This is a genomic window from Bradyrhizobium sp. GW821-FHT13H06 (genome assembly GCF_058803975.1).
In genome coordinates, this window is record NZ_JBXAPN010000003.1 from 621,153 (window position 1) to 646,876 (window position 25,724).

Below are 25,724 nucleotides of genomic sequence, written 5' to 3' on the forward strand. Positions count from 1 at the left end.
CGGCGCGAGGTACGTCCCGTGTCTACGGCATCGGAATTTCAGTTCCGGTAGCAGGATGGCCGGTGTTTGCAGACCGGTATTAGCCGGCGGTTTACCAATCGCCCGCGGCGTTCAGCGTGTGCCGAGCAGCCGGTCGTACTGGGCCTTCACGGTAGCGTAGCAGGCGCACGCCGTCCGGCGCAGGCCGTCGATGTCGATGATCTGGATGTGTCCGCGGCTGTAGTGGATGAAATTGGCCTGTTGCAAGGAGTGGGCGACCAGCGACACGCTGTTGCGCCGCGCCCCGATCATCTGTGCCATGGTCTCCTGGGTCAGCAGCAGCCGGGAGTCGCCCGACAGATCATGAGTGTGCAACAGGCACCGCGACAGCCGCGACTCCACGGGATGGGCGGCGTTGCAGCCGGCGGTCTGCTGCACCTGGACGTAGACTGCAAGCCCGTGGCGCATGAGCAAGGTGCGCAGGGTGCTGCTCTGGTCGGCGGCGATCCGCAGCGGGTCCAGATCCACCACTGACGCGACGCCGGGAACCAGCACGAGCGCGGTGTTCAATACAGACGCCTCGCCCATGATCGAAAACGTCCCGAGCAGGCTGTCGCGGCCGATCATGGCGACCTGCACATGCTCGTCCCTGGCCAGCTCCACCACCAGCGAGATGACGCCGCGGTGGGGAAAATAGGCGCGCTTCAGCGTCTCGCCGGTCTCGGCCAGCACTGCGTCATGGGGCAGATCAACCGTTCGCAGGTGCGGACGGATCAATTCGTAATCGTCCGGCGACAGTGCGGACAGGAAACCGTTGGGTGGACGGGCCATCGTTTCCAAAGCTGCCTCCCCTGTTCCTGCATCGTCGAATCGCGACAGGCGACATCACGGCCCTGTGCGGTAAGTTCAATCATGTACAGGCCGGGATATATTGGCAATTGAGACAGGTTGTCCGGCCGCGGCAATCGCTTCCTGCGGCGCTTCGTGCTTGCAAGACGGCGCGCTTGCGGCAGCGACTGGAAGGAAAGCTCCGATTTCGAGCATGGAGGCAGTTCCGGGGAACAGCACGACGCGTCCATCGGATGCCGTCGGCAAGTGCCGTTCGTCGCTCAGTTGTAGTTTTGGCAGATATTAACCCAAAGGTTGTGACCTAGTCCAAACAATTTCGGGTGACGATGGCAAGGCTGGCGAAGCCGGGCTGCACGCTCGAACACGACCAGCTCGATCTGATGATCATCGACATCGTCATGCCGCATTGCCTGCCAGAGCGTCGTGGCGGCGGCATTGCCTCGGCTGCGCGCGGCTAGGTTAGCGCGGCACGAGTCGCTATGGCCGCAGGGTAAGAGTCCGTTTACCTCATGAGCGGACGGCGCACGTCGCAGCAATTCCGCGAAGCGCAAGCCACGAGAGCATCGCCGGTTGCGAGCGGCTCGGGCCAACCCCCGCAGGCCGTCTCCAATGCTCTTCGCGAGCAGGACTTTCCCGCACGTCTCGCCTCGCTGTTATCGGCCCGTTTACCTCGCACGCCGACTCCTTGCGGCGTGGAGACGGATTTGCCGAAAAGCGCTGGGGCATGCGGTCGAACCGCAAACTTCTCTTCAATATCCGTAGTAGGACGGAGGATGAAATTAACGGGACTGTGAAAGGGGATGTCTAACGATCGAGGATAGGGCGTCCATCCGTGCCAAGGGTGGCTCGGGCGTCCAGTTTAAATCCAGGTCAGTAAGGCGTAGCTCATGGATGATCTGTTGCGGGAGTTTCTGACGGAGACCAGCGAGAGCCTGGACACCGTGGACAATCAATTGGTGAAGTTCGAGCAGGAGCCGAACAACGCCAAGATCCTGGATAACATCTTCCGCCTGGTCCACACCATCAAGGGCACCTGCGGCTTCCTCGGCCTGCCCCGGCTCGAAGCGCTGGCCCATGCCGGCGAGACCTTGATGGGCAAGTTCCGTGACGGCATGCCGGTGACCGGGCAGGCGGTGACGGTGATCCTGTCCTCGATCGACCGCATCAAGGAGATCCTGGCCGGGCTGGAGGCGACCGAAGCCGAGCCGGAGGGCAACGACCGCGACCTCATCGACAAGCTGGAGGCGATGGTCGAGCAGGGCATGGCGGCGATGTCAGCGTCGGCTTCGCCGATCGCGGCAGGCTCGGCGCAGCCGATGCCGTCGGCCGGTGCTGCTGCTCCCGTCACTGAGGCTCCGCCGCTGGCGCCGGAAGCCCCGGCTGCCGCTGCGCCTGCGCCTACCAAGGAGCTGACCACGGGCATGCTGATCGAGCAGACGCTGGAGCGCCCGTTGCGTCCCGGCGAGGTCTCGCTCGACGAGCTCGAGCGCGCCTTCCGCGAGACCGCGATCGAGGCGCCGGTGCCCGCGCCCGTTGCCAAATCCGAAGTCAAGGCCGAGCCCGCGCCGGCTGCCGAAGTCCCGGCTCCTGCTGCGAAGGAAGCCGCCAAGGAGAAGGCGCCCAAGGAGAAGGCCGCGCCGAAGAAGTCGATGGCCGACGAGGGCGCCTCCGAGGGCGACCGCATCGCCAACCAGTCGATCCGCGTCAACGTGGATACGCTGGAGCACCTGATGACCATGGTCTCCGAGCTGGTCTTGACCCGCAACCAGCTGCTGGAGATCTCAAGGCGCAACGAGGACACCGAGTTCAAGGTGCCGCTGCAGCGCCTCTCCAACGTCACCGCCGAGCTGCAGGAAGGCGTCATGAAGACGCGCATGCAGCCGATCGGCAATGCCTGGCAGAAGCTGCCCCGCATCGTCCGCGACCTCTCGAGCGAGCTCGGCAAGCAGATCGAATTGGAGATGCACGGCGCCGACACCGAGCTCGACCGCCAGGTGCTCGATCTGATCAAGGACCCGCTCACCCACATGGTGCGCAACTCCGCCGATCATGGCCTCGAGACCCCCGCCGAGCGGCTGGCTGCCGGCAAGGGCGAGCAGGGCACCATTCGCCTGTCCGCCTATCACGAGGGCGGCCACATCATCATCTGCATCGCCGACAACGGCCGCGGCCTCAACACCGAGAAGATCAAGGCCAAGGCGATCTCGAGCGGTCTCGTCACCGAGGCCGAGCTGGAGAAGATGAGCGAAGCCCAGATCCACAAGTTCATCTTCGCGCCGGGCTTCTCGACTGCGGCCGCCATCACCTCGGTGTCGGGACGCGGCGTCGGCATGGACGTGGTGCGCACCAATATCGACCAGATCGGCGGCACCATCGACATCAAGAGCGTGGCCGGCGAAGGCTCGAGCGTCACCATCAAGATCCCGCTGACGCTCGCCATCGTCTCGGCGCTGATCGTGGAAGCCGCCGGCGACCGCTTCGCCATCCCGCAGCTCTCGGTGGTCGAGCTGGTGCGGGCCCGCGCCAACTCCGAGCACCGCATCGAGCGCATCAAGGACACCGCGGTCCTCAGGCTCCGCAACAAGCTGCTGCCGCTGATCCACCTGAAGAAGCTGCTCAAGATCGACGACGGCGCGGCCTCCGATCCCGAGAACGGCTTCATCGTGGTGACCCAGGTCGGCAGCCAGACCTTCGGCATCGTGGTCGACGGCGTGTTCCACACCGAGGAGATCGTGGTCAAGCCGATGTCGACCAAGCTGCGCCACATCGACATGTTCTCCGGCAACACCATTCTGGGCGACGGCGCGGTGATCATGATCATCGATCCCAACGGCATTGCGAAGGCGCTCGGCGCCGCCGGCTCCTCGGCCCATGACATGGGCGAGGACGCGGCCGGCCATCACATCGGATCGGGCGAGCAGACCACCTCGCTGCTGGTGTTCCGCGCCGGCTCGTCCCAGCCCAAGGCGGTCCCGCTCGGGCTCGTCACCCGCCTGGAAGAGCTGCCGGCCGACAAGATCGAGTTCAGCAACGGCCGCTACATGGTGCAGTACCGCGAGCAGCTGATGCCGCTGGTGGCCATGGAAGGCGTCACCATTGCCAGCCAGGGCGTCCAGCCGATCCTGGTGTTCGCCGACGACGGCCGCTCCATGGGCCTCGTCGTCGACGAGATCATCGACATCGTCGAGGAACGGCTCAACATCGAGGTCGGCGGTTCAAGTTCGGGCATCCTGGGCTCGGCCGTGATCAAGGGCCAGGCCACCGAGGTGATCGACGTCGGCCACTTCCTGCCGATGGCGTTCTCCGACTGGTTCACCCGCAAGGAGATGAAGCCGTCGATGCACTCGCAGTCGGTGCTGCTGGTCGACGACTCGGCCTTCTTCCGCAACATGCTGGCTCCGGTGCTCAAGGCCGCCGGCTACCGCGTCCGCACCGCGCCGACCGCGCAGGAGGGCCTAGCTGCGCTCCGCGCCCAGAGCTTCGACGTGGTGCTGACCGACATCGAGATGCCCGACATGAACGGGTTCGAGTTCGCCGAAGTGATCCGGTCCGACAACAACCTCGCCGCGACGCCGATCATCGGCCTGTCGGCGCTGGTGTCGCCGGCGGCGATCGAGCGCGGCCGTCAGGCCGGCTTCCACGACTATGTCGCCAAGTTCGACCGTCCCGGCCTGATCGCGGCGCTGAAGGAGCAGACCGCGGGCGCCGCCGGCGCTTCCGAGCTGAGCCGGGCCGCGGCGTAACCCAGGGGATCAGGAGATAGGCTTATGGCCAGCAACAAGACCCAGTCCAGCGAAGGCGCCATGGTCGAATACGTCACCGCGATGATCGGCGGCCAGCTGTTCGGCCTGCCGATCTCCCGCGTCCAGGACGTGTTCATGCCCGAGCGCGTCACCCGCGTTCCGCTGTCCTCGCGCGAGATCGCGGGCGTGTTGAACCTGCGCGGCCGCATCGTCACCGTGGTCGACATGCGCGCCCGTCTCGGCCTGCCCAAGGCCGAGGACGGCAAGGTGCCGATGGCGGTCGGCGTCGACCTGCGCGGCGAATCCTATGGCCTGCTGATCGACCAGATCGGCGAGGTGCTGCGCCTGCCCGAGGCCGGCATGGAGGAGAACCCCGTCAACCTCGACCCCCGCATGGCCAAGCTCGCCGGCGGCGTCCACCGCCTCGACGGCCAGCTCATGGTCGTCCTCGACGTCGATCGCGTCCTCGAGCTCGCACCCGAAATGATGGCGGCCTGAACCAAAGAAACCATCGAAGCCGGAGAACCAAAATGAAGACGTGTTTGGTGGTCGATGATTCCAGCGTGGTGCGCAAGATCGCGCGCCGGATCCTGGAAGGTCTGGAATTCGAAGTGACCGAGGCTGAGGACGGCGCGAAGGCGCTCGAGATCTGCCAGCGGCAGCTGCCCGATGCGGTGCTGCTCGACTGGAACATGCCCGTCATGGACGGCTTCGAGTTCATGGGCCACATGCGCCGCCTGCCCGGCGGCGACCAGCCCAAGGTGGTGTTCTGCACCACCGAGAACAACGTGGCTCATATCGCGCAGGCGCTCAGCGGCGGCGCCAACGAGTACATCATGAAGCCTTTCGACAAAGACATTATCGCCGACAAGTTCGCTGAAGTTGGTTTGATCCCGGTCGGACAAGCCATGGTCTGAGTGTGTCTGGCCCGAGTGCTTGGGCCAGAGTGTTCCAGTACAGCTTCCGAGAGGCCATCCGTGACCCCGACCGAGTATGAGTATCTGCGCAAGTTTCTGAAGGACAATTCCGGTCTCGACCTGTCCGCAGACAAGCAATATCTGATCGAGAGCCGCCTGCTGCCGCTCGCCCGCAAGACCGGGCTCTCCGGCATCGCCGAACTGGTGCAGAAGCTGCAAGCCGGCTCGCGCACGCTGATCACCGATGTGGTCGAGGCGATGACCACCAACGAGACCTTCTTCTTCCGCGACAAGGTCCCGTTCGATCATTTCCGCGACCACATCATGCCCGAGATCATCAAGGCGCGGGCCAACCGCCGCAGCGTGCGGATCTGGTGCGCCGCCGGCTCGACCGGGCAGGAGCCCTATTCGCTGGCGATGTGCCTGAAGGAGATGGGCGCGGCCCTCACCGGCTGGCGCATCGAGATCATCGCGACCGACCTGTCGCAGGAGGTGTTGGAGAAGGCGAGGGCCGGCATCTACAGCCAGTTCGAGGTGCAGCGCGGCCTGCCGATCCAGATGCTGGTCAAATATTTCAAGCAGACCGGCGAGACCTGGCAGATCAATCCCGAATTGCGGGCGATGATCCAGCATCGCCAGCTCAACCTGCTGCACGACTTTGCCCAGCTCGGCACCTTCGACGTCATCTTCTGCCGCAACGTGCTGATCTATTTCGACCAGGACACCAAGATCAACATCTTCAACCGGCTGGCGCGCCAGATCGAGCCGGACGGCTTCCTGGTGCTGGGCGCCGCCGAGACCGTGGTCGGACTGACCGATACGTTCAGACCGATTCCGGAGCGGCGCGGCCTCTACAAGCCGAACGATCCGCGTGCGGCGGCAGCCAAGCCGGTTCTCGCCGCAGCGGCGCCGCGAGTGGCGGCGGCGATGGCGGGACAATAACATGGCCGACGATGGCAAGGGCGCGGAGCGCGTGACGTTCAGCCGCGGCTATGATGTCTGCATCATGGCCATCGACGGCACCTGGCGGCGGGACTGCAAGCTCAACGCAATCTCCGACACCGATGCCATCCTCACGGTGGAGGGCTCGATCCAGGGATTGAATCTGAAAGAGTTCTTCCTGCTGTTGTCGTCAACGGGCCTCGCCTACCGCCGCTGCGAGCTGGTCCGCGTCAACGGCGCCGAAATGGACATCCAGTTTCTGCGCGGCAAGAACAGGAAGAAGCGCGGTGCGGCCGGCGGCCACGACGCCGCGGCGTGATCTGGCCGCAGCTGCCGCCATTCCGTCCGGCACCTTGCTTCACATTTGTTGAACACATTCGAATCAATTGGCCGCAGCGGCTTTACATCGCCTAAGCGCGAGCCGTGTATCCATTGAGGGTCTCAATCTCAGGATACGGAAATGCCCAGAAGTTCTCTTTCCCCCGTCTCGTCAAACCTGCCGGACGTCGCCGAGCGGCGTGCGCTTCAGCTCCTGGTGGTCGACGACGACGCCACGCAGCGCCACCTGATCGCGGTCGCCGCCAAGCAGGCCGGCCACGAAGTCACCGTGGCGCCATCGGTGACGGACGCGATCGAGAAGCTCCGCGCCGCGCGCTTTGACTGCGTGACGCTCGACCTCGTGCTGGAGGATGGCGACGGCATCGACGTGCTGCGCGAGATGGCGAGCGCGAAATTTGCGGGCTCCGTGATCGTCATCAGCGGCATGGACGGCAAACGCCGCAGCGCCGCCCGCAGCTTTGCCCGCTCCGTCGGGATCGAGCTGCAGAGCCTGCCGAAGCCGCTGGATCTCGCGGCCCTGCGCATCAGCCTCGCCAATCTCGGCAAGATCGCGATGGGCCTGCCTGCGATCCACACCTGGGGTGGTGTCGCCAACGACGCGATCGTGGAACGGCACCGCGCCTGACGCGCAGAGCTGGCATGCGAGCGGCTGCTCCGCCGCGCTGATTGCAACTCAGGCCGGCCTGCCGGATTCCGATAATTGTTGCAGGGCGTGGTCGAGCCCCGCCCGGCAGGCAATGAGCGCGGCGCCCGCCGCGGCGTAACGGGGCGTGACGTCGTCGAGCACGAAAATCTCAATGGAACCCGCGATAGCGCTCGCGTGCCCCGCCGCGTCTTCCTCCGCCATGACTGCGTCGATCAGGCGCAGACTGATGTCGATGCGCGCGATCAGAGAGCGAAGATCGGCTGCGATCAACTGACGGCTGTCAGTTGCAGACGTCGCGACAAGCGGGGCCGTGCCGGCGAAATTTAGCATGGATAATCTCCGTGTCCCGCAATTAGGCACCCTGCCGCTACTTGTGCGTTAAGTCCATGTCCCGTACAAATACGGGTGGGCCGAATCCGCGCCGAGCGCCATAAGGGTTGGCGCGGACGCGAGTCCTTCATGCCAACCGGATGTGGCACATGGCCGAACAAAGCTCTCGCGGTGAAATCTTCGTGGTGGACGACGACGCTGCCGTTCGCGACACCTTGTCGATGGTGTTGAAGGCGGCGGGCTATGACGTGATCTGTTTTGCAGACGGAGCAGCACTGCTCTCGGTCGCGCGAAGCCGCACACCGGCTGCGATTCTGCTCGACGTGCATATTCCGGGAAAGTCGGGTCTCGACATCCTGAAGGAGTTGCACGGCGAGGATTATCCGGCGCCGATCTTCATGATCTCCGGTCAGGGCGACATCGCGATGGCGGTCGGCGCGATCAAGAGCGGCGCCCTCGACTTCATCGAGAAGCCGTTCCGCGGCAGCGAGATCGTCGGCCGGCTCGATGAGGCGATCGGCGCCTATGTACGCAGGCAGGCGCAGAATGCAGCGCCGAAGTTCGGCTCGCTGCATTTCCCCGGACGCGAGCCGTTGACGCGCAGGGAGCGCGAGGTGCTGGAGCAGTTCGCCTCCGGTGCATCCAACAAGGAAGCCGGCCGCACGCTCGGCATCAGCCCGCGCACGATCGAGGACCATCGCGCCAACATCATGAAGAAGCTCGGCGCGCGCAATGCCGCCGATCTGATCCGCATCGTGATGACTGCGGCCCAGCGCGCATCTTAGCAAGCTCTTGTAGCCCGGGTGAGCGAGGCGACACCCGGGACCGCTGCTGCAAAGTCCCGGATATCGCTTCGCTCATCCGGGCTACGCAGCCTCAAGTGCTCAGCGCCTTGCGGATGATCTGCGCCAGATCCGACTTGCGATAGGGCTTTGCCAGCAGCAGAACACCGGAATCCAGCCGGCCGTGATGGATGATCGCGTTCTCGGTGTAGCCTGACGTGTAGACCACCTTGAGATCCGGGCGCGTCTTCATCAGCTCGTCGGCGAGCTGCCGTCCGTTCATCTTGCCGGGCATGATGATGTCAGTGAACAGAAGGTCGAACGGCTTTCCGCTGGCGACGATCGTGAGCGCCTCCGCGGTGTTCGCGGCCTCCAAGGTGACGTAGCCCAGCGAATGCAGTTGGGTCAGCACGTAGTCCCGCACCAGACGGTCGTCCTCGACCACGAGGATCGTCTCGTGTCCGCCCTCGATCGTCGCCGGCGTCACGCCCTCGCCGACCGCTGTCGCCGTCTTGCCGGGCGGCAGGTACATCTTGATCGTGGTGCCGTGGCCCTCCTCGCTGTAGATCTTGATGTGACCTGCGGACTGCTTGATGAAGCCGTAGACCATCGAAAGCCCGAGCCCGGTGCCCTTGCCCGGTCCTTTCGAGGTGAAGAAGGGGTCGAACACCCTGGTCAACATGTTCGCGGGGATGCCGGTGCCGGTGTCGCTCACGGCGATCAGGACGTAGCGCCCCGGCGGCACGTCGTTCGCGCCGGCATAGACCTCGTCGAGATAGGCGGCGCCAGTCTCCAGGATCAGCTTGCCGCCGCCGGGCATGGCGTCGCGAGCATTGAGCGCGAGATTGAGGATCGCGGTGGTGAGCTGGTTGGGATCGACGATCGCGACGCAATTCTCATCCTCGAACACCGATTCGATCTGGATCTGCTCGCCCAGCGTCGGCCGCAACAGTTTCGCGGTGTCGACGATCAGCGAGTTGATGTCGATCTCGCGCGGCTGGAGCGGCTGCTTGCGCGCGAAGGCGAGCAGGTGCTGGGTCAGATCGGCGCCGCGCGCGGCGGCCTCGTCGATCATCTTGGTGATGGCCGCGAGCTGCGGCTCCTTCGCGACCGCTTCCGCGAGAATCTCGATCGTGCCGGTGATGACGGTCAGAATGTTGTTGAAGTCATGCGCCACGCCGCCGGTGAGCTGGCCGACAGCCTCCATTTTCTCGGCGTGACGGATGCGTTCCTCGGCGGCGATCTTGTCGGTGAGGTCGCGGCAGAACACGTTGAACAGCAGGCCCTCGCGGCGCTTCAGGGCGGTGACGCTCAGCTCGGCCCTGAATTCCCTGCCGTCGCGGCGGCGGCACATGAGCTCGCGGCGGCGGTTCAGCGTCGTGCCGTCCTCGTCCTCGAGGAAGCGCTTCAGCCCCGCCCTGACCCTCTCGCGCTCGCTCTCGGCGACGATCAGATCGATCGTGCTCTTGCCGAGCACCTCGTCCCGGCGCCAGCCGAAGAGCTGCTCGGCCTGCGAATTCCAGTTCAGGATGCTGCCGGTCTCGTCGGTCTGGACGAAGGCGTCGAGCGAGGTGTCGACGATGTTGCGGGCGAGCCGTTCACTCTCGCGCAGCGATTCCTGCGCGAGCCGTGCCTCTGTCATGTCGCGACCGACGAAGAAATATCGATGCGCCGGCTCGGACCAGTTGCCGAGCCAGGACAGCCACACCTCGTGGCCGCTCTTGTGGAAGCAGCGGGTGTCGGCGAGCTTGGGACGCTCGCCGCGACGCAAGGCGCGCATCTCGACGCGCGACTGCTCCAGATGATCCGGATGAATGAAATCGGCGCCGCTGCGGCCGGTCATCTCGTCCGGCCGGTAGCCGAGAATGGCTTCGCTGCTCGGGCTGATCTGCGCGATATGGCCCCGCGCATCCATGATCATGATCAGATCCTGCGATGTCTCGAAGATCTGCCGCCGCTCCTCGAGCTGGTGCTGCAACACCCGCTCGGCGCGCCGCGCCTCGGTCAGGCTGCTCGCGCTCCCGGAGACGCCGACGATCTGGCCGGATGGCCCCCTGATCGGCGAGAGGCTGAGCGAAATTTCGACCGGCGTGCCGTCCTTGCGCAGGCGCACGGTCTCGAACCGTTCGATCGGCTCGCCCCGCGCGATCCGCTGCAGATAGTCCTTGCCGTGCGCGCGACGGTCGGGCGGGACAATGATCGACGTGGGCTTGCCGATCGCCTCGTCCGCCGAATAGCCATAGAGACGTTCGGCGGCCGGGTTCCAGCCCGTGATGACCGCATCGAGCGTCTGCATCACGATCGCGTCGTCGGACGATTCCACCGCGGCGCTGAACAGCCTTTCGCGCGCCGCGTGATGGCTTCGCGCAGCCTCGGTGCGGCGATGCTCCTCGATCTCGCGCTCGAGAGCGGCCGTTTTCGCACGGGTCTCCTCGATCATCCGGGCAAAGGCCCGCGCCAGCACGCCGGTCTCGCCGCCGGCGTCGACGGGAATCTCCGCTGGACGTCCGCTGCCGATCGCCTGCACCGCCGCAGTGAGGCGCCCGATCGGGCGTGTCAGCGAACGCGCGAGCAGCACTGCGAGTGAGGCCGCTGCAAGCACGGCCAGCACACCGACGAGCAGGGAGGTTCTCTGGATGGCCCCTGGCACGAGGCCGAACACAGGCGCCGGAATCGTCTCGATGATTGCGACCCATTCCTTGCCCACGAGCAGCGCCGGCGCGATGGCTGCGCCGCTCGGCCGGCCCGATCCGTCCGTCATGAGCCGCGTGGAGACTTCCAGCGTGCCGGCCAAGGCGGCGAAATACGGAAAGTCCTTGCGCCAGTCGTTGGGACGGTCATGCAACGCACCGAATTCCCGCGTGCGATCGGGGTGGATGAGATAGTCGCCCCGCGAATTCACGACGTAGATCTCTCCTCCTGAAGTCGAGGTGGAGCGGACGCGGTCGAGTGCCGGGCGCATGTCGACATTGGCGACGATGATGCCGAACGGCTTGCCGTCGGATGTGAACAGAGGCATCGCAACCCGCAAAGTCGGAGCGTGAGCGGCCGTGGTTCCCCCGTGGCGGGTCGCGAGATCGATCGGGGACACGTAGATCTCGCCGGGCCGGAGCCGCATGGTTTCCCTGAAGTAGGCTCGGTCGCCCTTGCGCTCCAGTTCGCCGTCCGGGGCGATCCGTGCCGTTCCGCCCGGTCCGGAGCGATCGACGCGGACCAGTTCGCGCTGGTCGTTGTCGACACCGATGATCCGGAACTGCCCATAGATGGGCTTGGCGTCGATCTCGGCCGCGAGCCGCGTCGCGATACGCTCGCGCCAGGTTTGCTCCGAGACGCCATCGATGGGGTCGGTTCCTCCACTGGTGTGAGCGCGGATGAGGCCGTTGATTGCCGCTGCGGCGCGGTAGCCGATCAGATCGCCGCGCACGCCGGCAACGTAGGATTCGAGATTGGTCGCGAGCAGGCGTGACTGGGCTTCAACCCGCTCCAGGACCCGTGGAATGACGGCCTGTGTGGTGTTGCGATAGCCCAACCATCCGACTGCGGCCACGGTCACCGCCACCAGCAGGATCATCGCGATGGCCAGCCGCGTTGCCAGCGTCGTTGCCAGTCTCATGGGGACTTTCGCCGGGCTTGCCGTATCGCGTCTGTTCTGGCCCGGAGCAGAGGAGGTGTCCTGGTCATCTGCAGCCATCGCCGGCGACAGTCACGTGATAACCAGCCCGTTCCAGCAGCCGGATGGTGATCTCCAAGCCCGGATCGTCATCCACGATCAGGATGTTGGCCACGTCTGAAATCCTCCGGGTCAATGGGGAAGTCCCCGGCGACCATCAAAGCCATCAAAAACATGAAATTGTTGCGCGGATTCTCGTCTGCCGGCAAGCACTTCGGAGCCTCTCCGGCCTGAGGTGCCGATTTTTTGCCCCGCACCGTCCCTATGCCCGCCTGAGTGCATAGCAGAGGTTCGCTCTCGGCCCGCCCAGCGCCTTGCCGGGCATGGAGAGCCTGTGAGAAGAGCAGGGCCAATCCTTCGGACGGACAAGGAATGAAATGACCAACAAGAAGAAGTCGCCCGACCAGCTCCGCAGCGCGCGCTGGTTCGCGCCCGACGATCTGCGCTCGTTCGGCCACCGCTCCCGCGCCATGCAGATGGGCTATGCCCCCGAGGAGTGGAAGGATCGCCCGATCATCGCGATCCTCAACACTTGGTCGGACGCGCAGCCCTGTCACATGCACTTCAAGTCGCGTGTCGACGACGTCAAGCGCGGTATCCTGATGGCCGGTGGCCTGCCGCTGGAGCTGCCGGCGCTGTCGTTGTCGGAATCGCTGCTCAAGCCCACCACGATGCTCTATCGCAATCTGCTGGCGATGGACGCCGAGGAATTGCTGCGCAGCCATCCCGTCGACGGCGTGGTGCTGATGGGCGGCTGCGACAAGACCACGCCGGCGCTGCTGCTGGGGGCGACCTCGATGAACATCCCGGCGATCTATTTGCCGGCCGGTCCCATGCTGCGCGGCAACTGGAAGGGCAAGACGCTCGGCTCCGGCTCCGACGGCTGGAAATATTGGGACGAGCGCCGCGCCGGGAAAATCTCCGACAAGGACTGGCTCGACATCGAAGCCGGCATCGCCCGCAGCTACGGCACCTGCATGACCATGGGCACGGCCTCGACCATGACCGCGATTGCCGAGGCGATCGGCATGACGCTGCCCGGCGCCTCCTCGATTCCGGCGGCCGATGCCAACCACATCCGCATGGCCTCCGAATGCGGCCGCCGCATCGTCGAAATGGTGTGGGAGGACCTGACGCCGAAGGTGATCCAGACCCGCGAGGCGTTTGAGAACGCCATCGCGGTGGCGATGGCGATGGGTTGCTCCACCAATGCGATCATCCACCTCATCGCTCAGGCCCGCCGCGCGGGCCAGGACATTGGCCTGGACGATTTCGAGACCGCGAGCCGCAAGGTGCCCGTCATCGCCAATGTCCGTCCAAGCGGCGATACCTATCTGATGGAGGACTTCTTCTATGCCGGCGGCCTGCCGGCGCTGATGAACCGGATCAAGCCGCATCTGCATCTCGGTTGCATCACCGTCACTGGCAAGACGGTGGCTGAGAACATCGAGGGCGCCGAGGTCCACGATGCCGACGTGATCCGCTCCATCGACGATCCCATCTACAAGGAGGGCGCGCTCGCGGTGCTCAAGGGCAATCTCGCCCCCGACGGCTGCGTCATCAAGCCCTCCGCCTGCGCGCCGCGCTTCCTCAAGCATACCGGGCCTGCGCTGGTGTTCGACGATTATCCGTCGATGAAGAAGGCGGTTGACGATCCCGACCTCGACGTCACCGAGGACCACATTCTCATCCTGCGCAATGCGGGGCCGCAAGGCGGGCCGGGCATGCCGGAATGGGGCATGCTGCCGATTCCGACCAAGCTCGTGAAGCAGGGCGTGCGCGACATGGTACGCATCTCGGATGCGCGCATGAGCGGCACCAGCTATGGCGCCTGCATCCTGCACGTCGCGCCGGAATCCTATGTCGGCGGCCCGCTCGCGCTGGTGCGGAACGGCGACCGCATCACGCTGGACGTTGCCGCGCGCACGATCAATCTCGACGTGAGCGAGGCCGAGCTCGACAAGCGCCGCGCCGCCTGGAAGCAGCCCGAGCCCCGCTTCGAGCGCGGCTATGGCTGGATGTTCACCAGGCACATCAAGCAGGCCAATGACGGCTGCGACTTCGATTTCCTCGAGACCGATTTCGGCGCGCCGATCGGCGAGCCGTCGATTTACTGACGTCGTTCCGGGGCGCGAAGCGAACCCGGAACCTCGAGATTCCGGGTTCGATGCTTCGCATCGCCCCGGAATGACAGATGAGGATGCCCATGACCAAACTCAGTGACGCCACCCGCAACAAGCTCAAATCCGTCTCCACCGCCACGGTCGCCACCGCCCTGTTCAAGCGCGGCCTGCGCATCCAGATGATCCAGGATGTGCATCCCTTAAGTCCCGATCAGCCGACCATGGTCGGCGAGGCCTTCACGCTGCGCTACATGCCGGCGCGCGAGGATCTCAACACGATCGACGTCTTCAAGGACCGTTCGCATCCGCAGCGCAAGGCCGTGGAAGATTGCCCTCCGGGCGCTGTGCTGGTGATGGACAGCCGCAAGGACGCGCGCGCGGCATCGGCAGGCGCGATCCTGGTCACGCGATTGATGAAGCGCGGCGTCGCCGGCGTCGTCACTGACGGCGGCTTTCGCGATTCCGCTGAAATTGCAAAACTCGGTTTTCCCGCCTTCCACCACCGCCCCTCGGCGCCGACCAACCTCACGCTGCACCAGGCGATCGAGATCAACGTCCCGATCGGCTGCGGTGACGCCCCGGTGTTTCCCGGCGACGTCATCCTGGGCGATGCCGACGGCGTCATCGTGATCCCGGCGCATCTCGCGGATGAGATCGCGAGCGAGACCATCGAGATGACCGCGTTCGAGGACTTCGTCACCGAGGAAGTCGGCAAGGGCCGCGGCATCTTCGGCCTCTATCCCGCCACCGACCCGCAGACGCTCACCGACTTTGCGGAGTGGCGGAAGAAGAACGGGAGGTAGTCTCTTCGCCTCTCGCTGCAAGCGGCAGGGCTATCGCATATAGGCGATCTCGCCTGTGGCCATCCTTCGAGACGCCCGCCGTAGGCGGGCCCTCAGGATGAGGACCGAGGTCGTGGCGATCGGCTCAACGAACACGGACGCTGTTTAGCCTCATCCTGAGGAGACCGCGCAGCGGTCGTCTCGAAGGACGAGGCGTGCGCACCGGCCGTCGCTACAAGTTACATGCGATCGCCCTGCTGCTTGTGGGAGAGGGAGAAGAACTAAGCCTCCGCCATCCCTGCCGCCCACAGCGCGAACGCATAGACGATCGCGACCTCGTCGAGCCGGTCGAAACGTCCCGAGGCGCCGCCGTGGCCGGCGCCCATGTTGGTGCGGAGCAGGACCGGGCCGCCGCCCGTCATGGTGGCGCGCAGGCGCGCGATCCATTTGGCGGGCTCCCAATAGGTGACGCGCGGGTCGGTCAGGCCGCCCATCGCCAGGATCGCCGGATAGTCCTTTGCCGCGACATTGTCATAGGGCGAGTAGGACAGGATGGTGCGGAAATCCCTCTCGCTTTCGATCGGGTTGCCCCATTCCGGCCATTCCGGCGGCGTCAGCGGCAGCGTGTCGTCGAGCATGGTGTTGAGCACGTCGACGAACGGCACTTCGGCGACGATCCCTGCAAACAATTCGCCGGCGCGATTGGCGACCGCGCCCATCAGCATGCCGCCGGCCGAGCCGCCATGGCCAATGATGCGTTTGGCGCTGGTGTATTTCGCATCGATCAGTGCACGGGCGCTGGCCGCGAAATCATCGAACGAGTTGGTCTTCTTCTCGCGCTTGCCGTCGAGATACCAGCCCCAGCCCTTGTCGGCCCCGCCGCGAATGTGCGCGATGGCGTAGACGAAGCCGCGGTCGACCAGCGACAGGCGGTTGGCATTGAACGAGGCCGGCATCGCCATGCCGTAGGAGCCGTAGCCGTAGAGCAGGAGCGGCGCTGAGCCGTCGAGGTTCAGCCCGCGGCGATAGAGGATCGACACCGGCACCTCGGCCCCGTCATGCGATTTCGCCATGATGCGCGTGGTGACGTAATCGGCCACGTTGTGGCCGGACGGGATCTCCTGGCGCTTGCGCAGGGTGCGCGTGCGCTTGACCATGTCGTAGTCATAGACTTCCGACGGCGTCGTCATCGACGAATAGGCAAAGCGCAAATTCGTCGTCTCGAACTCGTAGGAGCCCATCGTGTCGAGCGAATAGGCGGCCTCGTCAAACGCGATCGCGTGTTCTTCCTTCGTCGAGAGATCGCGGATCACGATCGACGGCAGCGCGTTGGCGCGCTCCAGTCGGACCAGATGGCCGGCATAGAGATCGAGGTCGATGATGTAGATGCCGGGACGATAAGGGATCAGGTCGCGCCAGTTCTTGCGCTCGGGCGAGCCAAGCCGCGCCGTGACGATCTTGAAGTCGATGGCGTCGTCGGCATTGGTGAGAATGAAGAGCTCGTCCCCGCGGTCGGCCAGCGAATATTGCACGCCTTCCTCGCGCGCGGCGACCAGGCGCGGCGGTGCCTCGGGATTGGCGAGATCGATCAGCCGCTGCTCGCTCGTCTCGTGGTCGCCGCCTGCGATCACGCAGAAGCGGCCGCTGGTGCTTTCGTGCAGATGGGTGAACCAGCCGGCATCCTGCTCTTCGTAGACCAGCGTGTCGTCGGCCTGCCTGGTGCCGAGCTTGTGGCGCCAGACCTGCATCGGACGGTGATTGTCGTCGAGCTTCACATAGAAGAAGCTCTTGCAGTCCGCGGCCCAGACCACGCCGCCATCGGTCTCCTCGACGAGGTCGTCGAGATCCGCCCCGGTCGCCCAGTCACGCACGCGGACGGAAAAATACTCGGAGCCCTTGGTGTCCGCGCTCCAGGCCTGCAGCTCGTGATCGTGCGAGTGCCGGCTGCCGCCGAACTTGAAATATTTGTGGTCCTTGGCGAGCGCGTCGCCGTCGAGCACGATATGGCCCTCGCCGCCATCGCGCGGCATGCGGCCGAACAGCTCGTGCTGCCCGCCCTCGCGAAACCGGCGGAAATAGGCGAAGGGGCCGTCGGGCGACGGCACGCTCGAATCGTCCTCCTTGATCCGCCCGCGCATCTCGCGCACCAGCGTCTTCTGCAGGCTAGCTGTGTGGCCGAGCAGGCTCTCGGTGTAGCCGTTCTCTTCGTCGAGATATTTGCGGATATCGGGATCGAGCACCGCAGGGTTACGCAGCACCTCCTGCCATTTCTCGTCCTTCAGCCAGGCATAGTCATCGGTCACCGTGATGCCGTGGCGCGTGAAGGAATGCGGCCGGCGCGGGGCGACGGGGGGCTTCGAAGGCGTCTTGGCTTGTGTCACTCGGTCCTCGTTCGTGTCCGACGTCGCTGTTCTTCGCCTCTCCCCGCTTGCGGGGAGAGGCCGGGATTTGCGACAGCAAATTCCGGGTGAGGGGGACTCTCCGCGAATCCAACTCTCACCAGTCTTGCGGAGACTCCCCCTCACCCCGACCCTCTCCCCGCAAGCGGGGAGAGGGGGATTGAGGGCAACTCGCTGCGTTCCCTTATATCGTCCCGATTCCGCGAATTGCCAGCGCCGCTGCGCCGAGCCCGCCGGGTTGTTGACCGGCCCCTTGTATGCTTTAGGGACGATATCCCTGCCGCCGGTCCAGCCAGATGCTGTTCAATTCCTATCCATTCATCCTGCTGTTCCTGCCGGTTGTGCTGGCCGGCTATTTCCGGCTCGGCCAGCGCAGCAATCTCGCCCCGGTGATCTGGCTGGCGCTGGCCTCGCTGGCCTTCTACGCCATCGGCAGCTGGCAGTTCGTGGCCCTGTTGCTGGTATCGATCGCGTTCAACTACGGTGTCGGCCATCTCCTCATCGTGGCGGAGCTCAAGCCGTCACGGCGCCGGGCCGCGCTCGCTTTTGGCGTCGTCGGCGATCTCCTCGTGCTCGGCATCTTCAAATATGCCGGCTTTGCCGCTGAGAACATCAACGCGCTGCTAGGTACGCATGTTGCGGTCCACATCCTGCTGCCGGTCGGCATCTCCTTCTATACGTTCACCCAGATCGCGTTCCTGGTCGATGCCTATCGCGGCCAGGTCGCGGCCTATGCGCTGCCGCATTACACGCTGTTCGTGACCTATTTCCCGCACCTGATCGCCGGACCGATCCTCCACCACAAGGACATGATCCCGCAATTCGAGCGGGAGGAATCGAAGCATCCGCACGCGCATCTGATCCTGTGCGGAATCATCATCTTCGCCATCGGCCTGTTCAAGAAGACGTGCCTTGCCGACGGCATCCAGCCGCTGGTCGCGCTCGCCTTCGAGGCGCGTTCGCCGAGCTTCGACCAGGCCTGGCTCGGCGCGCTCGCCTACACCTTTCAGCTCTATTTCGACTTCTCCGGCTATTCGGACATGGCGATCGGGATCTCGCTGATGTTCGGCATCTTCCTGCCGGTCAATTTCAACTCGCCCTACAAGGCGACCAGCATCGTCGAGTTCTGGCGCCGCTGGCACATGACGCTGTCGCAGTTCCTGCGCGACTATCTCTACATCCCGCTCGGCGGTAATCGCAGAGGTCGCGTGCTGCGCTATGCGAACCTGATGATCACGATGCTGCTCGGCGGGCTCTGGCACGGCGCGGCCTGGACGTTCGTGACGTGGGGCGCGCTGCACGGCGCCTATCTCTGTCTCAATCATGCCTTCAACGCGCTGGTGCCGGATCTCCCGTCGTCACTGGCGCGCCCGGCCCGCATCGCCGGAGCGGTTCTGACGTTTCTTGCCGTCGTCGTCGCCTGGGTGTTCTTCCGCGCCGAGAGCGTCGCATGGGCGCTACGGATCCTCCGCGCCATGGCCGATCCCGCCGATATCGTCTTTGGCCGCGAGGAGATTGCGGCGCTGGTGCTGGTGTCGGTCTACGCGGCGCTGGTGTGGCTGACGCCGAACACCCAGGCGATCATGGGCTACGATCACGGCAATCGCAGCGTCGGCGGGGCCCTGCTGGCAGGGCGCATGCGACCGCTGTTTCTCTATGGCGCGTCGCTGGTGCTCGCGTTCGGCATTTTGGGCATCCAGAGCCACAGCGAGTTCATTTATTTCCGGTTCTGATGCGCGCACCGTTCACCAATGTGAGACGTCTTCTCCTCGCGAGCATCGTGTGCGCGCTGGCCGCGGCTGCGCTGACCTTCGTCGTCGATCCGCTGCAACTGTTTCGCCCCTCGCGCCTCATGGCGGCCTTCTACTCCGACGACACGCGCGTGCAGAATGCCGGGCTGATCCGCAGCCAGTCGTTCGACACCGCCTTCATGGGCACATCGCTCGCGATCCATTTCCGCCAGAGCGAGATCGATCGTGCGCTCGGCGTCCATTCGCTCAAGCTGGCGATGACCGGCTCCAATTCGCGCCAGCAGGCCTTCGTGCTGGAACAGGCGATCGACCGCGGCGCAAGGCGTGTGATCTGGGAGATGGACGACTTCATCTTCGTCGATGCCGCCGACATCGAGACGGATCCCTATCTCTCCGTCGACCTCTATCGCGGAACGGCCAAGGGCATCGCGTCTTATCTGTTCAGCGCGGCGATGGCGAAGGAATCCCTGTTCGCGCTGGCGCGGTCGATGCCGTCGCTGCGCGAGCCGCTGACCCGGGCGGCGCCGTTTCTACCGGTCAAGTTCGCGCTGTCCGACGTCGATGACATCTACGCGCTGCCGCGGGATTTCGATGTCGCGCGCGGCTACAACGCGACCAGGACGCTTGCCGCCTTCGCCTACATCACCGATCCCGTTCGCCGCCGCTTCCTCGGCGAAGGCTACGGCTACGACGCGATGGTCCGGCACTTCGAGCGCGATGCCGTCGGCCTGATCACGCGCCATCCCGACGTGACCTTCGACATCTACTTCCCGCCCTATTCGATCCTGCAATTCGTCGCCATGCGCGATGCCTCGCCCGGGACGCTGACGATTGTCACCGAACTGACGGCGCATATCGCGCGGCGCCTGACGCAGTTTCCCAACGTGCGCCTGCATGATTTCCGCGCGATCAAGGCGGTGACGCACGATCTCGATAATTACAGCGACGTCATCCACCATTCGCCGGTGGTGGACGCCATGGTGCTGAAGTGGCTGGCAAGCGGGGAGTATCGCGTCGATCCGAAGCAACCGACCGCGTCGCTGGATCAGTTGAAGGCGCAGGTCGAAGCGTATCGCCTCGAGCGCTGATCTTCCCCTCTCCCCTTGTGGGGGAGAAGGAAGAAAGCCTACGCCGCCACCTCTTCGCCGAGATACGAAACCGCCGCCTCCAGCCCGCCCTTGCCGTGCGGGATCTTCAGTGCGTTCAGGCCGACCTCGATCACGCCGAGCGTGCCCAGCAGCATCGGCGCATTCACGTGGCCCATATGGGCGATGCGGAAGGCCTGTCCCGAGAGGTCGCCGATGCCGGTGCCGAGCACGACGCCGCACTTCTCCTTGCAATAGCGTTGCAGCACGGCCGGGTCGTGGCCGTTGCTCATGGTCACCGTGGTGACGGTGTTGGAGCGCTCGCTCGCTTCGGCCACGTTGAAGCCGAGCACCTGGCCTTCCGACCAGACGGCGACCGCACGGCGCGCGGCTTCGGCGAGCAGGCTATGGCGACGGAAGGCGTTCTCCAGGCCTTCCTCGTGCAACAGGTCGATCGCCCGGCGCAGCGCGAACAACAGGTGCACCGGCGCGGTGCCGGCATATTTACGATAATTCTCGGTGCCCTCGCGCTCGCTCCAGCTCCAATAGGGCGTCGACATGTTGGCCTTCTTGTGCACCTCGAGCGCCCGCGCATTGGCGGCGACGAAGCCAAGGCCGGGCGGTGTCATCAGGCCCTTCTGCGAGCCGGACATCGCGACGTCGATGCCCCATTTGTCCATCTCGAACGGCATGCAGCCGAGCGAGGCGACGGTGTCGACCATGTACAGCGCGGGATGGCCGCTGGCCTTGATCGCCTTGCCGATCGCCTCGATGTCGTTCTGCACGCCCGAGGCGGTGTCGACCTGGACCACGACGACCGCCTTGATCGTGTGCTCCTTGTCGCGGCGCAGGCGCTCCTCGACCTCGTGCGGCCGCACCGCGCGGCGCCAGTCGCCCTTGAGCACCTCGACCTCGGCGCCCATCAGCGCCGCCGCATTGCCCCAGCCGATCGCAAAGCGTCCGCTCTCCAGCACCAGCACCTTGTCGCCGCGCGACAGCACGTTGCTCAGCGCCGCTTCCCAGGCGCCGTGACCGTTGGCGATGTAGATGTAGGACTTGCCCTTGGTCGCGAACAGCTTCGAGATGTCGCCGAGCAGGCTCTCGGTCAGATCGAGCATCTCCTTGGAGTAGATGTCGATCGCCGGACGATGCATCGCCCGCAGCACCTCGTCGGGCATCGTGGTGGGCCCGGGGATGGCCAGAAACTCCCGGCCCGCGCGAACGGTCATTGCTGTTGGTCCTTGTTGCTTGAGAACAGGCTGATTGGTCGCTGATTCATGCTTTTACGCGCCGCCGGGTCTTGAGAAAAGCACGTAAAATGCAGGGCTGGGTTATCGCTTCGTCTCCCGGCACCCGGCCGCTTCGGCTTCCTCCACCGAGCAGAACCAGCGAGTGCCCTTGCTGATCTTCATCTTGATCTGGGTGTACCAGCGGCTGGTCGGCTGGTGATAGATGCACTCGCCGGCGCTGTTCACATTGCCCTTGATGGTGCAGTCCGGCGAGGGCGCGACCGGCCCCGAGGCCGAGGCGAGCAGCACCGCATGCGCGCCGTCGGGCGGCTTGGTGGCGCCCAGGATGGCCGTCTTCTTGTTGCGCACGCGCCAGTCCCAGGGTGCGATGAAGGCGCCCTGCCACATCCCGGCCTTGGCCTCGCGCGCGGCCTTCTCATCCGCCTCATAGTCGTGGGACATGCGGGTGTAGGCCAGTGCCCAGCCGTTGCGCACCAGCCATTTCTGAATGTCCTCGCCGCCGACCTCGCAGCGCGCCACGGTGCGGCCGCGCCGGTCGATCGACCTCGTGTGGCAGGCCCAGCTCTTGCCCTCGGCGTATTTGGCAAGCTCGTCGCGGGCGGCGACGCCGCAGGTCCAGCGCTCGGTCTTGGTGTTGAGGCAGAGCTGGTCGACCGCGGGCGCGTCGATGCCGCCAAGCCGGATCCGCGTGTTCCCGATCACGACGGCATCGCCCGCGCGGACCTTTGCGTTGCCGGTGATGTCGGCGGCCTCGGCCAGCGACGGCAGGGCAAGGAAAGACAGTGCAATCAGGATTCTTCGCAGCATGCCTGTCCGCGCGTGATGAGATACCGGTAGAGCCCGCAATTGTGGTCGGCTTTTGACCTCGCGGCCAGCATATGCCTGACGACTGGGCTTTCAACTTCCCGTCATTGTGGTGAGTATCCACGCCTCTCTTGTCCCGGACGCGCTGCAGCGTGAAACGCTGCTGCGCAGAGCCGGGACCCAGAAAATCACGGACACAATTCGCAGTCGTATGGGCCCCGGCTCTGCAGCGCACCGCGCAAGTGCGCGCTGCGCCGCGTCCGGGGCACGAGAGGAGCTCACCCCCGCGCCATCGCCCTTTTCGCCACCGCCAGCCCCATCAGCACGAAGGCCGAGGTCACCTCGGGACCGCCGACCAGAATCCGCGTCGGTGTCTTCATCTTGTTCCATTCATAGGCGCGGAACGGGCCGCGGCGGCCGCCTTCGCCCAGGCTTGCGATGATCACGTTCAAAGCCGGCGCGAAGGCGCGCGGGTCGGCGCCGAGATGGCCGAGCGCGATCAGCGCGAGCGCGGCGTCGAACACGTTCATCTCGGCCGCCATCATCTCGCCCTTGACGTAGGACAGCACGCGGTGGCGGATGAAATCGAAATCGCCATCGGGATCGATCGCGGCCTGCGCCGCCAGCGGCAGTGCCAGGAAGGCGGCATAGCAGCGGCCGAAATAGGCGCTGTAGAGCTCCGGCAGGTAATAGATGTGCGAGCGCGGGTTGGCGAAGGCACCGCTGGCCGCCAGCCGCTTTTGGAAGCCGATGATGCGATGCACGGTGGCGAGCCGCGCCGGCGTCTCCAGAATCTTCCAGCGCGCCAGGTTGCGGAAGCTGACCTCGAGAATGTCGAGATTGAGCGTCGGATCGAGATCGTTGCCGTAAGGGCGCTCGCCGTCGAGATTGTCGATCCAGGTCGCAACCCCACCCTCATAGTCGATATTGTCGTTGAGCGGCACGGTCACGCGCGGCGCGTTGACGCCGGCGCGCACCTGATAGCCGGAGTAGAAATCCAGCAATGGCTGGTCGATGATGGGATCGGTGCAGCCGGCCTGCGTCGCCGCGGAGATCGAGCACGCCGTGGTGTCGCAATCCGGCACGTAGATGCCGAAGCCGAGATCCTGCTTGATCTGCGCGAAGTAGCGGGAAAAGCGTGGATGCGGCGCCGGCGCGAGCGCGGTGATGACGTTGAAGCGCGCGCCGTCGATGCCCTCGACCTCCTCGCGGCTGATGTTGACGCAGAAATCGACCATGTCGGCGATCGCGCGCTCCGCCGCGATCTTGTCGGCGACCGAGGCGAGCCCGGTCTCGACGTAGCTCAGCAGCGCCTCGATGAAGAACGCATCGTAATAGGCCGAGCGGTGGCGGATCTGCACCGGCTCCCACATCGGTTCGGCAATGCCTTTCCACGGTGGATTGACCACGGCCCGCGCGGACGAGCGCGCGATGAAGACGCGGGCGAGATTGAACAGCAGCGAGGAGTTCTTGTAGCCGCGCGCGTTGAGGCCCGTCAGGGCCATGATCAGCTCGCGTCCGCGGAAATCGGGATCGCCGATCAGGTTGAAGGCGGCATAGGTCGGCAGGAAGCCGTTTCGGCGGTACGAGCCGAGTAGATGCTGCGCGCAATCGCGGATCGCGCCGTCGATCTGCGCGCTCTGCGGCATGGCGGCGGTGAACGGCGCCGGCGGCGGCCTGGGGTGGTCGAGCGCGATGCTGTCGACGAGATCGGCGATCGGCCGCCCGACCGCCGCCCAGTCGGGCTCGACCTCGTCGCGGGCGTGGACGAGTGCCTCGCGCAGCCGGGTCAGCCTGGCTTCGTCGCGCAGCTCGGGCAGGCCGGCGCGGCGGAGCAGGATCCGCAGCGCGGGATTGCCGAGTGCGGTCTTGTAGAATTTGGCCAGATGCAGATCGCCGCTGGCCGTGTCAGACAATACGGGATCGCAGACGTCGTACAGCGACGGGCCGTCCTTCCGCGCCGTCAGCGCCCGGCAGGCGGCGCCGGCAAAATAATGAAAGCTCATGAAATACCTGGTCGCGGGGGCTCATCCGGGGCCGGCGAGCGCGCAGCTGTCCGCACACCACCCCCTGCAAGTCTTTGAAAAAGCTACCCGGATTCGCAGGAAAAACAAATGTGATAGACGTCACAAAAAAGCCGGCACGAGGCCTGCATGACGGCCTCCGGAATGCTACGGAGGCGTCAAGAATGGAGCCATCCAGCTCGGAGAATTAACCAACCTATTCAGAGACTTAACTCAAATTTCGAGCAATCTATTGCCCGAGGGCCTATATGCGGTTAAGGGTTTGTTTGGTGCGGCGCCGCAAATTGCGCGCAATTCGGGGGCACTCCCCCGGCCAATCCCTCAAACCTAAAGACGCTATCGCGCTACTCAAACAGTGTGCGCGCGCGTGGCTGGTCTTTGGCACAGGAAACGAACCGAGATGAATGTAAAGCAGCTCGACCTTTCCAGACGCACGATCGCCTTCGCCGCAGCCCTCATCGGCACGGTGTCGCTGGTGATCGGCGCCCATGCTGCTCTCAACATGCGTGCGATCGACGCCGCCAAGGCCGTCTCGACCGACCAGATCACCGGTTCGATCGGCCAGACCTCGCGCCTGGCTCTCGTCATCGGCAACGGACACTATCCCGACGCCAGCGCGCCGCTGACGCAGTCGATCAACGACGCCCGTGCGCTGTCCTCGTCGCTGCGCAAGAACGGCTTTGACGTCGACATGGTGGAAGACGCGACCAAGGACGACATGGTCCGCGCCGTCAACCGCCTGAAGTCCCGGATCAAGCACGACAGCGTCGTCATGCTGTTCTTCGGCGGCTTCGGCGTGCAGGCCGGCCGCGAGAGCTACATGCTGCCGGTCGATGCCGTGATCTGGAAGGAAAGCGACGTCCGCCGCCATGGCGTCTCCATCGAGGGCGTGCTCGAGATGATGAAGGAGCAGGGCGCCAAGGCCAAGCTCGTCGTGGTCGATGCCTCCCGCCGTAATCCCTACGAGCGCCGCTTCCGCTCCTACAGCCACGGCCTCGCGCCGATCAGTGCGTCGGACAATGCGCTGATCCTCACTTCCGCCTCGCCCGGCAAGGTCGTCGACGACGGCAAGGGCGAGCACAGCGTGCTGGTCAGCGAGTTCCTCAACAATCTCAGCAAGCAGGGCAGCGCCGAGAGCGTCTTCAACAAGACCCGCCTCGCCATCTCCCGCGCCAGCGAAGGCGACCAGGTCCCGACCGTTTCCTCCTCGCTGCTCGAAGACGTCCAGTTCGGCGAAGCCGGCGGCTAGGCTTTTCCGGGCTTTGCGATGTGCGTGTTGTTGCGCACATCTGTATCCACATCGTCATTG

The 25,724-nt window shown here is 65.0% G+C and carries 20 protein-coding genes and 1 pseudogene; 13 read left to right on the forward strand and 8 right to left on the reverse strand.

Features of this window, described 5'->3' with window-relative positions:
- Positions 1–111: 111 nt before the first annotated feature.
- Positions 112–810, reverse strand: a complete 699-nt coding sequence (locus AC1RQP_RS15375; RefSeq protein ID WP_492937870.1) for a Crp/Fnr family transcriptional regulator — start codon at positions 808–810, stop codon at positions 112–114.
- 344 nt (positions 811–1,154) lie between these two features.
- Between AC1RQP_RS15375 and AC1RQP_RS15380 the strand changes: the two genes are divergently transcribed.
- The 7 genes from AC1RQP_RS15380 (at position 1,155) to AC1RQP_RS15410 (ending at position 7,394) form a co-directional block, all read left to right on the forward strand.
- On the forward strand, positions 1,155–1,286 hold the full coding sequence (locus AC1RQP_RS15380; protein ID WP_256456024.1) for a hypothetical protein: 132 nt from the start codon (positions 1,155–1,157) through the stop codon (positions 1,284–1,286).
- Positions 1,287–1,715: 429 nt separating this feature from the next.
- Entirely contained in the window at positions 1,716–4,571 is a 2,856-nt protein-coding gene (locus AC1RQP_RS15385) for a hybrid sensor histidine kinase/response regulator (protein WP_492937571.1), read from the forward strand.
- A 24-nt stretch (positions 4,572–4,595) separates the two neighbouring features.
- A complete protein-coding gene (locus AC1RQP_RS15390) occupies positions 4,596–5,069 on the forward strand; it encodes a chemotaxis protein CheW (protein WP_239620020.1) in 474 nt (157 codons plus the stop codon).
- 32 nt (positions 5,070–5,101) lie between these two features.
- Positions 5,102–5,488: a response regulator gene (locus tag AC1RQP_RS15395; RefSeq protein ID WP_028181013.1), complete on the forward strand. Its 387-nt coding sequence runs from the start codon at positions 5,102–5,104 to the stop codon at positions 5,486–5,488.
- Positions 5,489–5,548: 60 nt separating this feature from the next.
- Positions 5,549–6,430, forward strand: a complete 882-nt coding sequence (locus AC1RQP_RS15400) for a CheR family methyltransferase (protein WP_492937572.1) — start codon at positions 5,549–5,551, stop codon at positions 6,428–6,430.
- A gap of 1 nt (position 6,431) precedes the next feature.
- A complete protein-coding gene (locus tag AC1RQP_RS15405; protein ID WP_028181011.1) occupies positions 6,432–6,749 on the forward strand; it encodes a hypothetical protein in 318 nt (105 codons plus the stop codon).
- 141 nt (positions 6,750–6,890) lie between these two features.
- On the forward strand, positions 6,891–7,394 hold the full coding sequence (locus AC1RQP_RS15410) for a response regulator (RefSeq protein ID WP_028181010.1): 504 nt from the start codon (positions 6,891–6,893) through the stop codon (positions 7,392–7,394).
- A gap of 48 nt (positions 7,395–7,442) precedes the next feature.
- Here AC1RQP_RS15410 and AC1RQP_RS15415 read toward each other — a convergent pair whose 3' ends face one another.
- The gene (locus AC1RQP_RS15415) at positions 7,443–7,745 is read right to left on the reverse strand and encodes a hypothetical protein (protein ID WP_239620022.1); all 303 of its coding nucleotides are present in this window, start codon (positions 7,743–7,745) and stop codon (positions 7,443–7,445) included.
- A 149-nt stretch (positions 7,746–7,894) separates the two neighbouring features.
- On the opposite strand from AC1RQP_RS15415, the gene AC1RQP_RS15420 reads away from it, so the two are divergent.
- Positions 7,895–8,530, forward strand: coding sequence for a response regulator transcription factor (locus AC1RQP_RS15420; RefSeq protein ID WP_492937573.1), 636 nt, complete (start codon positions 7,895–7,897; stop codon positions 8,528–8,530).
- Between the two features lie 91 nt (positions 8,531–8,621).
- On the opposite strand, the gene AC1RQP_RS15425 is transcribed toward AC1RQP_RS15420, so the two are convergent.
- Together AC1RQP_RS15425 and AC1RQP_RS15430 are read right to left on the reverse strand one after the other, a co-directional pair.
- The gene (locus AC1RQP_RS15425) at positions 8,622–12,140 is read right to left on the reverse strand and encodes a PAS domain S-box protein (protein ID WP_492937574.1); all 3,519 of its coding nucleotides are present in this window, start codon (positions 12,138–12,140) and stop codon (positions 8,622–8,624) included.
- 73 nt (positions 12,141–12,213) lie between these two features.
- Positions 12,214–12,312 (reverse strand): annotated as a pseudogene (locus AC1RQP_RS15430) (response regulator); the annotation flags it as partial.
- A 262-nt stretch (positions 12,313–12,574) separates the two neighbouring features.
- On the opposite strand from AC1RQP_RS15430, the gene araD reads away from it, so the two are divergent.
- Both araD and AC1RQP_RS15440 read left to right on the forward strand, forming a co-directional pair.
- The gene (gene araD, locus AC1RQP_RS15435) at positions 12,575–14,314 is read left to right on the forward strand and encodes an L-arabinonate dehydratase (RefSeq protein WP_492937575.1); all 1,740 of its coding nucleotides are present in this window, start codon (positions 12,575–12,577) and stop codon (positions 14,312–14,314) included.
- A gap of 89 nt (positions 14,315–14,403) precedes the next feature.
- Positions 14,404–15,123 (forward strand): ribonuclease activity regulator RraA, encoded by a 720-nt coding sequence (locus AC1RQP_RS15440; protein ID WP_492937576.1) that lies wholly within the window; start codon positions 14,404–14,406, stop codon positions 15,121–15,123.
- 260 nt (positions 15,124–15,383) lie between these two features.
- Here AC1RQP_RS15440 and AC1RQP_RS15445 read toward each other — a convergent pair whose 3' ends face one another.
- Entirely contained in the window at positions 15,384–17,483 is a 2,100-nt protein-coding gene (locus AC1RQP_RS15445; protein ID WP_492937577.1) for a S9 family peptidase, read from the reverse strand.
- 314 nt (positions 17,484–17,797) lie between these two features.
- Between AC1RQP_RS15445 and AC1RQP_RS15450 the strand changes: the two genes are divergently transcribed.
- Complete coding sequence (locus AC1RQP_RS15450; protein WP_492937578.1) at positions 17,798–19,234, forward strand: MBOAT family O-acyltransferase; 1,437 nt, start codon at positions 17,798–17,800, stop codon at positions 19,232–19,234.
- Complete coding sequence (locus AC1RQP_RS15455; protein ID WP_492937579.1) at positions 19,234–20,340, forward strand: hypothetical protein; 1,107 nt, start codon at positions 19,234–19,236, stop codon at positions 20,338–20,340. The genes AC1RQP_RS15450 and AC1RQP_RS15455 overlap by 1 nt, the downstream gene beginning before the upstream one ends.
- Positions 20,341–20,378: 38 nt before the next feature.
- On the opposite strand, the gene AC1RQP_RS15460 is transcribed toward AC1RQP_RS15455, so the two are convergent.
- The 3 genes from AC1RQP_RS15460 to AC1RQP_RS15470 form a co-directional block, all read right to left on the reverse strand.
- Complete coding sequence (locus AC1RQP_RS15460) at positions 20,379–21,566, reverse strand: pyridoxal-phosphate-dependent aminotransferase family protein (RefSeq protein ID WP_492937580.1); 1,188 nt, start codon at positions 21,564–21,566, stop codon at positions 20,379–20,381.
- Positions 21,567–21,668: 102 nt separating this feature from the next.
- Positions 21,669–22,394 (reverse strand): thermonuclease family protein, encoded by a 726-nt coding sequence (locus AC1RQP_RS15465; RefSeq protein ID WP_239620035.1) that lies wholly within the window; start codon positions 22,392–22,394, stop codon positions 21,669–21,671.
- A gap of 275 nt (positions 22,395–22,669) precedes the next feature.
- Positions 22,670–24,397, reverse strand: coding sequence for a hypothetical protein (locus AC1RQP_RS15470; RefSeq protein WP_492937581.1), 1,728 nt, complete (start codon positions 24,395–24,397; stop codon positions 22,670–22,672).
- A gap of 418 nt (positions 24,398–24,815) precedes the next feature.
- On the opposite strand from AC1RQP_RS15470, the gene AC1RQP_RS15475 reads away from it, so the two are divergent.
- Positions 24,816–25,664 (forward strand): caspase family protein, encoded by an 849-nt coding sequence (locus tag AC1RQP_RS15475; RefSeq protein ID WP_239620039.1) that lies wholly within the window; start codon positions 24,816–24,818, stop codon positions 25,662–25,664.
- The last annotated feature ends 60 nt before the right edge of the window (positions 25,665–25,724 follow it).